This window comes from Streptomyces tricolor (assembly GCF_002155905.1).
In the GTDB taxonomy this organism is placed as follows: Bacteria; Actinomycetota; Actinomycetes; order Streptomycetales; family Streptomycetaceae; genus Streptomyces; species Streptomyces tricolor.
In genome coordinates this window covers 1-13,678 of record NZ_MUMF01000047.1, presented here as the reverse complement: position 1 = coordinate 13,678, position 13,678 = coordinate 1, and the positions used below count along the sequence as shown (strand labels likewise).

At 74.3% G+C, this 13,678-nt stretch carries 14 protein-coding genes; 7 read left to right on the top strand and 7 right to left on the bottom strand.

Features of this window, described 5'->3' with window-relative positions; translation table 11 throughout:
* The first annotated feature begins 101 nt into the window (after positions 1 to 101).
* On the top strand, positions 102 to 1,565 hold the full coding sequence (locus CCN44_RS04015; RefSeq protein WP_086696868.1) for a membrane-associated oxidoreductase: 1,464 nt from the start codon (positions 102 to 104) through the stop codon (positions 1,563 to 1,565).
* Here the strand turns inward: CCN44_RS04015 and CCN44_RS04010 are convergent.
* Entirely contained in the window at positions 1,552 to 1,767 is a 216-nt protein-coding gene (locus CCN44_RS04010; protein WP_208639703.1) for a hypothetical protein, read from the bottom strand. The two genes, CCN44_RS04015 and CCN44_RS04010, sit on opposite strands and share 14 nt — an antisense overlap.
* A gap of 46 nt (positions 1,768 to 1,813) precedes the next feature.
* Here CCN44_RS04010 and CCN44_RS04005 point away from each other — a divergent pair, with 46 nt between their 5' ends.
* Positions 1,814 to 2,479 carry a TetR/AcrR family transcriptional regulator gene (locus tag CCN44_RS04005; protein WP_086696867.1) on the top strand — a complete coding sequence of 222 codons (666 nt, stop codon included), beginning with the start codon at positions 1,814 to 1,816 and terminating at the stop codon, positions 2,477 to 2,479.
* 112 nt (positions 2,480 to 2,591) lie between these two features.
* On the opposite strand, the gene CCN44_RS04000 is transcribed toward CCN44_RS04005, so the two are convergent.
* Complete coding sequence (locus tag CCN44_RS04000; RefSeq protein WP_086696866.1) at positions 2,592 to 3,179, bottom strand: TetR/AcrR family transcriptional regulator; 588 nt, start codon at positions 3,177 to 3,179, stop codon at positions 2,592 to 2,594.
* Between CCN44_RS04000 and CCN44_RS03995 the strand changes: the two genes are divergently transcribed.
* Entirely contained in the window at positions 3,072 to 4,160 is a 1,089-nt protein-coding gene (locus CCN44_RS03995; protein WP_308406456.1) for an NAD(P)-dependent oxidoreductase, read from the top strand. The two genes, CCN44_RS04000 and CCN44_RS03995, sit on opposite strands and share 108 nt — an antisense overlap.
* A 1-nt stretch (position 4,161) precedes the next feature.
* Here the strand turns inward: CCN44_RS03995 and CCN44_RS03990 are convergent, their stop codons facing one another.
* Positions 4,162 to 4,599 (bottom strand): PPOX class F420-dependent oxidoreductase, encoded by a 438-nt coding sequence (locus CCN44_RS03990; RefSeq protein WP_059254416.1) that lies wholly within the window; start codon positions 4,597 to 4,599, stop codon positions 4,162 to 4,164.
* Positions 4,600 to 4,687: 88 nt separating this feature from the next.
* On the opposite strand from CCN44_RS03990, the gene CCN44_RS03985 reads away from it, so the two are divergent.
* From CCN44_RS03985 to CCN44_RS03975, 3 genes are all read left to right on the top strand, one after another.
* Positions 4,688 to 5,269, top strand: coding sequence for a TetR/AcrR family transcriptional regulator (locus CCN44_RS03985; protein WP_059254414.1), 582 nt, complete (start codon positions 4,688 to 4,690; stop codon positions 5,267 to 5,269).
* A complete protein-coding gene (locus tag CCN44_RS03980) occupies positions 5,266 to 6,633 on the top strand; it encodes an MFS transporter (RefSeq protein ID WP_086696865.1) in 1,368 nt (455 codons plus the stop codon). Before CCN44_RS03985 ends, CCN44_RS03980 begins: the two co-directional genes overlap by 4 nt.
* Before the next feature lie 402 nt (positions 6,634 to 7,035).
* Complete coding sequence (locus CCN44_RS03975) at positions 7,036 to 8,259, top strand: serine hydrolase domain-containing protein (protein ID WP_086696864.1); 1,224 nt, start codon at positions 7,036 to 7,038, stop codon at positions 8,257 to 8,259.
* A gap of 12 nt (positions 8,260 to 8,271) precedes the next feature.
* On the opposite strand, the gene CCN44_RS03970 is transcribed toward CCN44_RS03975, so the two are convergent.
* From CCN44_RS03970 to ribA, 4 genes are all read right to left on the bottom strand, one after another.
* On the bottom strand, positions 8,272 to 9,426 hold the full coding sequence (locus tag CCN44_RS03970; protein WP_086696863.1) for a saccharopine dehydrogenase family protein: 1,155 nt from the start codon (positions 9,424 to 9,426) through the stop codon (positions 8,272 to 8,274).
* Positions 9,423 to 10,478 (bottom strand): saccharopine dehydrogenase, encoded by a 1,056-nt coding sequence (locus CCN44_RS03965; protein WP_086696862.1) that lies wholly within the window; start codon positions 10,476 to 10,478, stop codon positions 9,423 to 9,425. Before CCN44_RS03965 ends, CCN44_RS03970 begins: the two co-directional genes overlap by 4 nt.
* Positions 10,475 to 11,620, bottom strand: coding sequence for an NAD(P)/FAD-dependent oxidoreductase (locus tag CCN44_RS03960; protein ID WP_059254404.1), 1,146 nt, complete (start codon positions 11,618 to 11,620; stop codon positions 10,475 to 10,477). The genes CCN44_RS03965 and CCN44_RS03960 overlap by 4 nt, the downstream gene beginning before the upstream one ends.
* 80 nt (positions 11,621 to 11,700) lie before the next feature.
* Entirely contained in the window at positions 11,701 to 12,372 is a 672-nt protein-coding gene (gene ribA, locus CCN44_RS03955; RefSeq protein WP_059254402.1) for a GTP cyclohydrolase II, read from the bottom strand.
* Between the two features lie 38 nt (positions 12,373 to 12,410).
* Between ribA and CCN44_RS03950 the strand changes: the two genes are divergently transcribed.
* Positions 12,411 to 13,184, top strand: a complete 774-nt coding sequence (locus tag CCN44_RS03950) for a creatininase family protein (protein ID WP_189396992.1) — start codon at positions 12,411 to 12,413, stop codon at positions 13,182 to 13,184.
* Positions 13,185 to 13,678 lie beyond the last annotated feature (494 nt).

Here is a 13,678-nt window from a genome sequence, read left to right as displayed (position 1 = left end):
TGTCAATCCACCCTCGGCGGGCCGGGGGCACACGCGCGCTCAAGCGCCGTCCCGCCGGGGTGGATTGACAGCCGCTTCCGCCTCGGGCGAGAGTCCCGCTGGTGGAGATCAACCAACTGACGGCGGCCGAGGAACGCGTGTGGCGGGCGTTTCCGCGCGGGGAGGCCGTGGACTTCCGGGAGTCGGCCGGCGAGGATCCCGCCGACGGCGGCAGCTGGGGCGCCGAACGGACCGTGCGTGCCCAGGTGCTGCGGGCGCTGCTGCTCGACGGGCCGCGGCAGGACGGGGAGATACCGTCGCTCAGTCTGGCGGGGGCCCGGATCACCGGCCGGCTCGATCTGCAGTACGCGACGATCGACCACCCGGTGCGGCTGCGGCACTGCCACTTCGAACAGGCCCCGCGGTGCTACGCCGCCCGGCTGCGGGAACTCAACCTCAGCGAGTCCGTCCTGCCCGGTCTGGTCGCGCACGCCGTGCACGTCGACGGCGTGCTGCGGCTGACCCGGACCCGGTGCACCGGCGCCGTACGGCTGGGCGGCGCCCGCATCGCCGGCAGCCTCTACCTGGAGAGCGCGGAGGTGGCCGCGCCCGGCACCGACGAGCCGGTGCTCCAGCTCAACCAGGCCGCCCTCGACGCCGACCTGTGGGCGCCGGGACTGCGCACCCAGGGGCAGATCCGGCTCCACGGCGCGGCCGTGGCCGGGTCGGTCAACCTGAGCGAGGCGCGGCTCAGCCACCCCGGACAGGCCGCGCTCGACGCGGAGACGTTCGCCGTCGAGGGCGACATGCTGGTCCGGCACGCCGAGGTGCGCGGCTCGCTGGGGCTGCGCGGCGCCCGTATCGCGGGGCGGCTCGACCTGTCGTACACCCTCCTGGCGCATCCGGAGGGATCGGCGCTGCGGGCCAGCAGCACGACGATCGGCGAACTGTGGCTGCGCAAGGGCCCGCCCATGGAGGGCGGCCTCAATCTGCGCCGCGCCCAGCTGGACGTCCTGTTCCTGGAACCGGAGTCGGCGCCCGGCGAGGTGCTGCTCAACCATCTGACCTACGGCTCCCTCGTCCCGCACGAACCGGCCGAGCGCCGGCTGCCGCTGCTGGAACGCGACCGCGACGGCTATGTCCCGCACGCCTACGAGCAGTTGGCCGCCGCCTACCGCCGCATCGGCGACGACCACGCCGCCCGGCTCGTCCAACTGGCCAGACAGCGCCGGCACCGCCGTACGCTGCCCTGGTACGGCCGGCTGTGGGGCCTGGTCCAGGACGTCACCGTCGGCTACGGGTTCCGGCCGATGCGGGCCGCCGGATGGCTGCTGTCGCTGCTGGCGATCGGTTCCGTCGCGTTCGCGCTGCACCATCCACAGCCCCTGAAGCCGGGCGAGGCGCCGCCGTTCCACCCGGTGTTCTACACGTTCGACCTGCTGCTGCCGGTGATCTCCTTCGGGCAGGAGAACGCGTTCGCCCCGCGCGGCGGCTACCAGGTGCTCGCCTACGTCCTCGTCCTGACCGGCTGGATCCTGGCCACGACGGTGATCGCGGGCGTCACCCGCACGGTCAGCCGCCAGTGAAGCCGCGCACCGCGTGCGGGGCCGCCGGCCGCACCGGCGCGATCACGGCGCCGTGTCCCCGGCAGGCGGGGGCGCGCCGGACCGGTGCGAAGAAGACCCGGCCGACGGTCGCCGTGCAGCGGTGCCGCAAGGCGCCGCCCGGCTCGCGGTCGCCGAGGATGCCGATGTCGCGCCGACGCCCTGCTTCTACAATCACCGGCACGCGAACGAGCGCGCCGCCCCGGCGGCTCATGGCCCGAAGGACAGCGATGACCAGCGTCGAAGAACCGGTACGTCCCGGCGGACGGGTGCGGGACGCCGCCCGCACCAAGGCCGAGATCCTCGACGTGGCCACGCAGGAGTTCGCCCGGGCCGGCTACGACGGCGCCCGCGTGGACGAGATCGCGGCCCGCACCCGCACCACGAAGCGGATGATCTACTACTACTTCGGCGGCAAGGAGCAGCTGTTCACGGCCGTGCTGGAGCGCGCCTACGAGGCGATCCGGGACGCCGAGCAGCAGCTCGACGTCGAGCACCTGGACCCGGTGGCCGCGATCCGGCGGCTGGCCGAGCTGACCTTCGACCACCTAGAGCGGCACCCGGACTTCGTGCGGCTGGTCAGCATCGAGAACATCCACGGCGCCGAGCACATCGCGGCCTCCGGGAAGCTCGGCCGGATCGGTTCCCCGGCGCTGGACGTGATCCGCCGCATCCTCACCGCCGGGCAGGAGTCCGGGCTCTTCACGGCCGACGTGGACGCGGTCGACCTGCACGCGATGATCAGCTCGTTCTGCTTCTTCCGGGTGGCCAACCGGCACACCTTCGGCGCCCTGTTCGGCCGGGATCTGGTGGATCCGGCGCGGCGCGAGCACTACCGGACCATGCTCGGGGACATGGTGATCGCCTACCTGACGGCGGAGCGGACGGCCGGCTGACGGGTTCACGCACGGGCTCGTGAACACCCTGCGACTGACTGTCCGGTGGGCTGATCGGCCGAGACCCTGCCCGGCCGGTCCCCGCCGGTCCGTGCGGGCGAGCCGCGGGTGCTCAGCGGCGTACGGCGGCGTCGAGCAGGGGGCCGAGTTCCCGCACCGCCGTGGTGAGGGGGCGTACGTCCCGTTCCGCGCGGGACAGCAGGATCGCGCCCTCCAGCGTGCTGATCATGAGGGTGGCCAGGGACGCGGCACGCGCCGCGGGGACGCCCATGTCCGTCAGGGCCGCGGCGACCGGTGTGCACCAGGCGGCGAACGCGGCGGCCGCCGCCTCGCGGGTGGAGTCGCCGGTGGCGCAGTCCACGGTGGCGGCGGCGACCGGGCAGCCCGCGGCGAAGCCGTCCGCCGCGTACTCGTCGGTCCACTGGGCGGCCATGGCCGCGAACAGGCCGCTCGGGGTGGGCTGCCGGAGGCCCGCGACGAAGCGGGCGACGCGCTTGCCGGCGTACCGGCCGGCCCATCCGACCGCCTCGTTGACCAGCTGCTCCTTGCCGCCCGGAAAGTAGTGCTGGAGGGAGCCGCGCGGCGCCCGCGCGTGCGCGGCGACCTCGCGCATGCCGGTCGCGGTGACCCCGTTCCGCCGGATCAGCTGGGCCGCGCTGAACACCATCCGCTCCCGCGGTCCGTGCCCCGCCTGCGTCATCTGTGGACCTCCGTTCCTCGCCCTCCACCCTATGACCACCGTCATAACGGCGGCTACTATGACCAGTGTCATACTCGACCGGCGGCAGCGGAGGGCAGCCCCATGCAGGTCGGATTCATCGGTCTCGGAGTGATGGGGCAGCCCATGGCCCTGCGCCTGGCGTCCGCCGGCACGCCCCTGGTGGTCTGGAACCGGACCGCGGACCGCGCCGAGCCGCTGCGCGCGGCCGGTGCCGAGGTGGCCGCCGACGCCGGTGAGGTGTTCGCGCGGGCGGAGGTCGTGCTGCTCATGCTCGCCGACGAGACGGCGGTGGACGCGGTGCTCGGCCGGGGCACGCCCGCACTGTCCGCCCGGGTCACCGGCCGGACCGTCGTGCACATGGGCACGACCTCCCCGGAGTACTCCCACGCCCTGGAGACCGACATCCGCGCCGCCGGCGGCCGGTACGTCGAGGCGCCCGTCTCCGGGTCCCGGGTACCGGCGGAGCAGGGGCGGCTGGTGGCCATGCTCGCCGGCGAGGAGACCGCCGTGGCCGCCGTACGGCCGCTGCTGGCGCCGCTGTGCCGGGAGTCGTTCGCGTGCGGGCCGGTGCCGGGCGCGCTGCTGATGAAGCTGGCGGTGAACATCTTCCTGATCACCCAGGTGACCGGGCTGACCGAGGCGTTCCACTTCGCCGAGCGGCAGGGCCTGGACCCCCGGCTGTTCCTGGACGTCCTGGACGCGGGCCCGATGGCCAGCGCGGTGTCCCGGATGAAGGCGCCCAAGCTGCGCGAGCGGGACTTCGCGGTGCAGGCGGCGGCGCTGGACGTGCTGAAGAACAACCGGCTGATCGCCGAGGCGGCCCGCAAGGCCCGTCTCGCCTCACCGCTCCTCGACGTGTGCCACACCCTGTTCGAGGAGACGGTGGCGCGGGGCCACGGCGGCGAGGACATGGTCGCCGTGCTGCGGGCGATCGAGGCGCGGACCGCCGAGGCGCCGTAGCTCAGCCCTTCGGGATGCCGTACGCCCGGTCGACGTGCAGCCGCACCACCAGGCGGCGGTCGCGGACCATCGCGGCCCGGTAGTCGTCCCAGTCCGGGTGTTCGCCGAGGATGTCCCGGTAGAGCCGGATCAGCTCCTCCACGGTCTCGTCGTGCGGGTCGGCGGCGACCGGCGACAGCTCGGCGGTGCCCTCGGCGACGGCGTACGCCCAGCGGTCCTCGCTGGTGACGTGGTACGAGGCGCGCGGGTCCCGGCGCAGGTTGCGGGTCTTGGCGCGGTCGTCGGTGACCGAGATCCGGATGATCCGCTCGTCGGGGTAGTAGGCGTGGCTGACGTTGGACAGCTGGGGGCGGCCGTCGCGCCGGAGGGTGACGAGTACGCCGCCGTGGCCTTCGGAGAGCAGGCCGAGCAGCGCGTCCTGCGTGAGGTCCTGAGTCATACCCGGGTCAACTCGCTTCGCCGCCTTGCGCATTCCCCGCCGGTCAGCATCGGTAGACACTGTCTACGGCAGCTGGTAGACAGTGTCTATGAGTGATTCCGACGCGGGCCTGCGGGCCCGGCTGGTCGATGTGGGCGCGCGGCTGCTGGCGACCGAGGGCCCCCAGGCGCTGACCCTGCGGGAGATAGCCCGGCGGGCGGGCGTCTCGCACGGGGCGCCGCGCCGCTACTTCCCCACCCACCGGGACCTGCTGTCCGCCATCGCCCGGCGGGGCTTCGCCGACCTGGCCGAGCGGGTGCGCACGACGCTGGGGCGGGAGACCGGCGGCGCCCGCGCCCGGGTGACCGCGCTGGCGCGGACGTACCTGGACTTCGCGCTGGAGCAGCCCGGCATGTACGAGTTGATGTTCCGCCACGATCTGCTGGAGAGCGGCCACTCGGGGCTGCGGGACACGAGCCTTCCGCTGTTCTCCCTGCTGACAGAGCTGATCGGCGAAGCGGACCCCGGTGCCGACGCCCGGCGCGTGGCGGGCGCCCTGTGGGCGAACCTGCACGGGATGGCCCAGCTGTGGCGCTGGCGCAGCCTTCAACTCGCCTTGGGCGAGGAGGACTCCGGCCCGCTGCTCGACACCGTCCTGGCCGCGCACCTGGGCCCCGGGGACGGCCGGTGAACCGGCCCTGGACGCTGGCGAGCAGTGTGGCGGGCGCGGTGGTCGTGGCGCTGGACGGTACGGCCCTCACCGTCGCGCAGCCCAGCCTGCACCGGGAGCTGCACGCGACGTTCGCCGAGGTGCAGTGGACCAGTACGGCCTATCTCGTCGCGGTGGCGAGCCTGCTGGTGTTCGCCGGGCGGCTCGGTGACCGGTACGGGCAGCGGCGGGTGTTCGGGCTCGGCATGCTCGGCTTCGGCGCCGCCTCGGTCGGCATCGGCCTCGCGCCCGGGGTGGGGTGGGTGATCGGACTGCGCGCGGTCCAAGGGGTGTTCGGGGCCCTGTTGCAGCCGGCCACGCTGGGCATGCTGCGGGCCGCGTACCCGGCGGACCGGCTCGCCTCGCCCCTGGCCGTGCGGACCGGCGCGATCGGGCTGGCGGCGGCAGCGGGCCCGCTGGTCGGCGGGGCGCTGGTGACGGGACTGGGCTGGCGGGCGGTGTTCTTCGTCAACGTGCTGCCCGCGCTCGCCTTCGGGCTGCCCGCGCTGCTGCGCCCGGAGCCGGGCCCGGCGCCCGCCCCGACCCCGTCGGCACGACCGTCCCTGGACCTGCCGGGGGCCGCGCTTCTCGCGGTGGCCCTGGCCGGCCTGGTGTACGCCGTCACCGCCCGGCCCGTCTCCGGCGTGGGCCTCGCCCTGTCCCTGCTGGCGGCCGCCCTGCTCGTCCGGCACGAGCGGCGGGCGGCGAGCCCGCTGCTGCCGCCGGAGGTGATCGGCTCGCGTGCGGTCGGGGCGGCGCTCGGCATCCTGGTCGCCGTGTCCGCGTCCCTGGTCGGCACGCTGTTCCTCGCCACGTACGTCCTCCAGCGCCGCCTGGGACTCGATCCGTTCCACAGCGCCCTGTGCAGCCTGCCGCTGGCGGTGCTCATGGTGCTGTCGGCCGCGCTGTGCCCCGCGCTGCTGCACCGGTACGGCGCCCGGCTGACGACGGCCGGGGCCACGGCGCTGCTCGTGCTCGGCGTGCTCGTGCTGTCCGGGGCCACCGTCCCCGTGGCCCTCGGCTGCGGGTTCGCGCTGCTGGGCGCCGGGTTCGGCACGGTGATGGTGGCGGCCACCCAGGTGATCGTGCGGTGGGCGGAGGTGACGGTGGCCGGGGTGGCGGGCGGTCTGCAGCAGACCGCGCTGAACGTCGGCCCCGCCGTGGGCGTGGCCGGGGCGACCGCGCTGCTGGCCGCGGGCACCGGGCCGGCGCTGCTCGCCCTGGCGGCCGTGGCGGCACTCGCGCTGCCCGCGGCCCGCGCCCTGCCGGGCCCGACGGCCGTCACCACACCGCGCGCCCCCGCCCCGGACGATCCGGTTCCGGCGAGCGGACCTGCCGCACGATGACACCCCCGACCGACCGCCCTCACGTCCCCGGCACCAGCCGACGTCACGTCGATCACACCCTCCGGACGATCCGGTTCCGGCGGGCGAGGCCCGCGGACGCACAACAAACCCCGGCCGACCCCACACCCACCACCACCCTCACAACCCCCGGCACCAGCCGACGCCACACCGACCACACCCTCCGAACCAGCCGGTTCCAGCGGGCGAGGTTCGCGGACGAACACAACAAACCCCGGCCGACCCCACAGCCACCACACGACCCCCGGCACCAGCCGGCGTCACATGGATCACACCCTCCGGACCAGCCGGTTCCGATGGGCGGGCCTGCGGGACGATGAGAGAGGGTGCGCTGTGGCGGGGCGGCCGGGGACGCACCGTGGACGACGTGAGCGGAGGAGAGCGATGGCACAGCTGCGACAGGACGTGGAACCGGCGGAGGCGGGGCTGGACGCCGAGGCGCTGGACCGCCTGGACCGGCACTTCGCCCGGCACGTCGACGCGGGACGGCTGCCCGGCTACCTGGTGGCCGTGGCCCGCGGCGGCCGGGTCGCCCACCTGACCACCTACGGCCTGCGGGACGTGGCGGCCGGACTGCCGGTCGAGCCGGACACGCTGTGGCGGATCTACTCGATGACCAAGCCGGTCACCGCGGTCGCGGTGCTGCTGCTGGTGGAGGAGGGCCGGCTGTCCCTGGACGACCCGCTCGACCGCCATCTGCCCGCGTTCGCCGAGCCCCGCGTGTACGAGGGCGGTGCGGGCGCCGACGTACGCACCCGCCCGGCCGCCGGCCCGATCCTGATCCGGCACCTGCTCACCCACACCGCGGGCCTCACCTTCGGCTTCTACCACCGCCACCCCGTGGACGCCCTCTACCGCGAGGCGGGCCTGGAGTACTCGGTGCCGCCGGGTGCCGCACTCGCGGAGACCGTCGAGCTGTACGCGCGGATGCCGTTGCAGTTCGACCCCGGCACCCAGTGGAACTACTCGGTCGCCTCCAACGTGCTGGGCCGGGTCGTCGAGGTGGTCTCCGGGCAGCCCCTGGACGCGTTCTTCGCCGAGCGGATCCTCGGTCCGCTCGGCATGACCGACACCGGCTTCCACATCGCCCCCGGACAGGCGGACCGGCTGGCCGAGTTGTACGGCGAGACGGACGAGGGCGGGATCGAGCCGGTGCCGGGTCTGCCGGTGCACGGCCGACCGCGGTTCCTGTCCGGCAGCGGCGGCCTGGTCTCCTCCGCCCACGACTTCCACCGGTTCATGGAGCTGCTGCGCCGGGGCGGCGAGCTGGACGGCGTACGGCTGCTGGCGCCGCAGACCCTCGCGCTGATGACCCGCAACCAGCTGCCGGGCGGGGCCACCATCCGTTCCTTCGGCGCCCCGGTCCATCGGGAACCGGGCAACGACGGCCTCGGCTTCGGCTTCAACGTCTCCGTCGTCACCGACCCCGCGCGCACCCTCGCCCCGTCCCACCTCGGCACCTACGGCTGGACCGGGGTGGCCACCACCGCGTTCTGGGTCGACCCGGCCCACGACCTGACCGTGCAATTCATGACCCAGGTGCGCCCGAAGAGCCTGAAGGTCTTCCCCGAGCTGCGGCGGCTGGTGCACGCGGCGGTGGCGGACTGACCCGGCGGCCGGCTACTGGCCCAGGGTCAGCGTGAACTCCAGCCCCTCGTCCGCGAGTTCGGCCAGCCAGCGGTCCGCGCGCTGCGCACTCTCCGCCGCCCGGTGCAGCCCGGCCGGCAGGCTGCCGTCCAGGATGTGGCGGACCCCGAGGGCGAGCGGGCGGGAGACGCAGCGGGCCATCGCGGACTCCTCGGCGTCACCGGTCAGGTCGAGCAGGTAGGCGCCGGTCCAGTCGCGGCCCGCGCCCGTGTCGACCTCCAGCGCGACGGAGAGCACGACCCGGTCGCGGTCGGCCGCCGTGGTGGGGTGGGCCGCCGCCAGCTCCCGGGCCAGCGCGGCGATCCGCTCGTCGTCGCCCGCGGTCAGCTCCTCGAAGACCGGCTGCCACGCCTTCAGCCAGCCGTCCAGCCGCAGCGTGCCGCGCACGAAGGTGCGCGGGGTCCAGGCGGCGGGCAGCCCGTACTGGGCGAGGAACGGGATGCTGTCGCGGTTCGGGTACGCCTCGAAGGTCTCGCCGTCCAGGACGAGTGGCCGGGTCGCCTCCCAGGGGCGGTCCGCCGTGGTCCGCGTGCCGTCCTCCAGGTAACGCGCGGGCGAGCGCAGCGCGTTGAGGACGCCGAGCGGGGCCCAGCTGAAGCGGTAGCGGAAGTCGTTCGGCACCGCGGGGACGCCGCCGCAGTAGGAGGTGAGCCGGTAGGCGGCCGGGGTGTGCTCGCCGATCCGCGCCCGGGCCCGGCCGATGAGACTGTGCGCGAAGAGGTGGTCGATGCCCGGGTCGAGGCCCGCCTCGGCGAGTACGACCACGCCCGCCTCCCGCGCCGCCGGCACCTGCGCCGTCACCTCCGGCGACACATAGCTGGAGCAGGCGAAGTGCGCCCCGGCCCGCACGCACACGGCGAGCAGCTCGGTGTGGAGCGACGCGGGCAGCATCGACACGACGACGTCCCCGGGCTCCAGCGAGGCGGCGAGGGCGCCCGGGGTGAGGGCGCGGGGCTCGGCGCGCCCCGTCAGGCCCAGGCCGGCCAGGGCCCCGGCCGCGCGGTCCGCGGTGCGGTGCCACAGCAGGACCCGGCCGGCCGTGGCGCACAGGGCCGCCAGGCCGCTGCCGGTGGACAGTCCGGCGCCGACCCAGTGGACGGTGCCGCTCGCCGGGACACGGTCGGTCATGACTCCTCCCGTTCTGCGCTGCCGAGTTCACGGCAGGCCTGGTGGAACCGGTCGAGACAGCGGCCCCAGGCGCCGCCGGTGCCGAAGGCGAGCAGCTGCGGCAGCAGGGCCGCCGAGAAGTCGGCGCTGGACTCCCGGGGCAGCAGGGACGGCAGGTTGTCGATGGCGATCAGGTCCAGCGGGGGCTCCTTGCGCAGCCGGCGCACCGGCTCCGTCCAGTCCGTGGTGCGGTCGTAGACCGGCAGCACGTTGAACGGGGAGCCGACGTCGCAGGTGACGTCGCACAGGGTGCGCAGCCGGCGGGCCGGGGAGTCCAGGTCCTCCTCGCGCAGGAACGGCGGGACCAGGGTGGTGGCGAGGACCGCGTTCACCAGCACGTCGTGCCCGAGCAGGGCCCGCCGGTCCAGGTCGCGGGTCTCCGCCAGGTCCCAGCGGGTCGCCTCGACGCCCGCCGTGCGGAAGGCGGTCCAGGCGCCCCGCCCGCTGCGGCCCAAGGCGCCGATGACCAGTGCCGTGAACGGTGCCGCCCCGGCCTCCGGCCGCAGTACGGCGTCCAGGTCGTCCTTGGTCGTGGGGGTGAGCGGTGCCGTCAGCCGGCCCCGGTGCTGGAGCACGGCGAGGGCGGCGCCCAGATAGCCCGCCCAGAACCCGAAGGCGGCCAGCCGACGGCCCTCGTCGTCCACCAGGTACTCCAGGTCCAGCAGCGCTCCGCCGCCGGCCGTGAACCGGCGCAGCAGCTCGGCGGCGCCCGGCTGCTGCTTGTAGGCGTGTCCGAAGAAGATGTGCCGGTGCGGCAACACGGGCGGCTCGTCGGGGAGTTCCTTCAGGCCGAGGATCACGGCGTCCCGGGGTGCCGACACCCAGGAGCCCGCCGGGGCGCGGCGGCAGCCGGCCGCCTCGTACTCCTCGACGGGGAAGATCCGCTGCTCGGACTCCTCGACGGTCAGCGTCACCCCGCTGTCGACCAGCCGGCGGGCATCGGCGGGCACGACCGGCGTGCGGCGTTCGGTCGTACGGGGCTCGTGGCGCAGCCACAGGTGCAGCTCGGTCATACCAGGTTGGCCTCCGGGCGCGGCGCGTCGGCCGCGAACCGGCCGGCGCTCAGCGGGCTGATGTCCAGGAAGGGTACGCGGCCCAGGTACAGGTCGCGGACGATCTCGCCCACGGCGGGTCCCTGGAGGAAGCCGTGCCCGGAGAAGCCGGTCGCGTACAGAAACCTCGACACCGTCGACGCCTCGCCGATCAGGGCGTTGTGGTCCGGGGTGTTCTCGTACAGGCCCGCCCAGCCGCCGGTGCGGCGCAGCTCCAGCAGGGCGGGCGCGCGCTGCTGCATCGCCTCGGCGAGCCGCGGGATCCAGCGGTCGTGGGTGTCGGTGGCGAAGCCCGGCCGCTCGTCCGGGTCGGACATGCCGAGCAGCAGGCCGGGACCCTCCCGGTGGAAATAGAGGCTGGTGGTGAAGTCGATGGTCATGGGCAGGGCGGGCGGCAGGCCCGGCACCGGTGCCGTGACGGCGATCTGCCGGCGCAGCGGCCGTACCGGCAGCTCCACGCCCGCCATCGCGCCGACCGCGCGCGACCAGGCGCCGGCCGCGCAGATCACCGTGCCCGTCTCGATCCGGCCGAGGGTCGTGCTGACCGCGGTGATGGTGTCGCCGTGCAGCTCGATGCCGGTGGCCTCGGTGTGGCGCAGGATGCGGGCGCCGTGGGCCCGGGCGGCACGCGCGTAGCCGTGCACGACGGCCTCGGGGGTGCAGTGGCCGTCGTCCGGGGAGTACGCGGCGGCCAGCAGGCCGTCGGTGCGGATCAGCGGGGAGAGGCGGCGGGCCTCCTGCGGGGAGATGAGGCGGCTGGGCACCCCGAGGGAGTTCTGCAGCCGCACACCCGCCTCGAAGGAGGCGACCTGCTCCGGTGTGGAGAGCAGGAACAGATAGCCGACCCGGTGCAGCCCGATGTCCTGCCCGACCTCCTCCTCGAAGCGGCCGAACGCCTCCAGGCTGCGGGCGCCGAGCTGGATGTTCAGCTCGTCGGAGAACTGCGCCCGCACGCCGCCGGCCGCTCTGGAGGTGGAGCCGGCGGCGAGTTCGTCGCGTTCGACGAGGACGACGTCCCGCACTCCGGCGCGCGCCAGGTGCCAGGCGATGCTCGTGCCCATCACCCCGCCGCCGACGATGACCACCTCGGCCCGAAGGTTCACCCCGCCGCCTCCTCCACCGCGCTGCCCGTCCGTCGTCTGATCCTTTCCGGACGACCGCCCGCCGAATCGGCGACGGGGCGTCAGGAGCCGTGGGCGACGGCGTCCAGGTGCGGCAGGTGGTGGTCCATCCGCTCCCGCTTGGTCCGCAGATACGTGATGTTGCTCTCGCACGGCTCGATCAGCAGCGGCACCTGCTCGGCGACCTGGACGCCGTGCCGGACCAGCGCCTCCCGCTTGCGCGGGTTGTTGGACATCAGCCGTACCGAGCGCACCCCGAGGTCGCGCAGGATCTCGGCGGCCACACCGTAGTCGCGGGCGTCGACCGGCAGGCCCAGCGCGAGGTTCGCCTCCACCGTGTCGAGGCCCTCGGCCTGGAGCGCCATCGCGCGCAGCTTGGCGAGCAGACCGATGCCCCGGCCCTCGTGCCCCCTCAAGTAGACGACGATGCCGCTGCCTTCGGCGACCACCGCGCGCATCGCGGCCTCCAGCTGGTCGCCGCACTCGCAGTGCCGGGAGCCGAACGCGTCCCCGGTCAGGCACTCCGAGTGCAGCCGGACCAATACGTTCTCGGTGCCGATCTCGCCGTACACCAGGGCCACTTGCTCGTCACCGCGGTCGTGGTCCAGGTAGCCGATCGCCTGGAATTTTCCGTACACGGTGGGCAGCGGTGCATTCACTACGCGTTCCGCGCCCGAACGCCGCGGGGACTTCTTGCCGAGAACGCCGATGTTGACGCCGGTGTTTTCTGTCATGATCTGATTCCTAAGCAGAGACGAAAGGCCGTGAAAAGATGAGTGGTTCGGGCGCGCGGGCGGCGTACGGAATGGTGAACGGTGTGCTGCCGGCGGACACCACGGAGGATGTACGGACCCGGGGGGCGGGCGTGTCAGCACAGGTCGCCGTCCTTCCCGTCGGGAGCTTCGAGCAGCACGGTCCGTTCCTTCCGCTGGCGACCGACACGCTGGTGGCCTGCGCCGTGGCGCGGGAGATCGCCGCCGCGTACCCGGTGCACCTCCTTCCTCCGCTGACGGTCTCCTGCTCGCACGAGCACGCGGCCTGGCCGGGGACCGTCAGCATCTCCGCGGTGACCCTGCACGCGGTGGTCTCGGACATCGCGGCCTCGCTGCGCCGCTCCGGGGTGGACGCGCTGGTCGTGGTCAACGGGCACGGCGGCAACTACGTGCTGGGCAACGTCGTCCAGGAGGCCTCCGCGCGCGGCGAGCGGATGGCGCTGTTCCCGGCCGCCGAGGACTGGGAGGCGGCGCGGGAGCGGGCCGGAGTGGTCACCTCGCTGCTCACCGACATGCACGCGGGAGAAATCGAGACCTCGATTCTGATGCATGCTCACCCCGAATTCGTCCGCCCTGGCCATGAGTCCGCCGATTTCACCGCCGACGACCGTCGTCATCTGCTCACCCTGGGAATGTCCGCCTATACCGAATCGGGCGTCATCGGCCGTCCTTCCCTGGGTTCGGCGGAAAAGGGAAAGGAGCTGCTGGCGAGTCTGGCGGAATCCTTCGAGCCGTATGTCGCACTGCTCACCTCGGCCCCGGGCCGGCAGTAGCCCGGAGCGGACCCGCGGCCGGGGCCCGTGGGGGCGGCCCCGGCCGGCGGGCGATCGGCGGGCTCGGGCCCGTCCGCCGAGAGGCCGGCCGACGGGAGGCCGGCCGGCGGGAGGCCGGCCGGCGCGGTGGCGGTCCCGGTGCGCACGCTCGCGTACCAGCGCCGCAGCAGGACGGCGGCGCCGGGCAGGCTCGCCACGAAGCTCAGCACGCCGTAGACCACGGCGACCGCGACTCCGGTGTCCGCGCCGAGCCCCGCCGCGCCGAACGCCCAGGCGGTGACGCCCTCGCGGGGGCCGAAGCCGCCGATGTTCAGCGGCAGGCCCATGGCCAGCAGGGCGAGCACCGCGAGCGGCAGCAGCACGGCGACCGGGGCGGCCGAGCCGGCGATCCGGGCCGCGACGACGAACATGGCCAGGTGCCCGGCCAGCACGATCGCGGAGGACAGCGCGACACCCGGCCCGCCGCGCCGGGACGCGAGGCCCGCGCGGGCCTC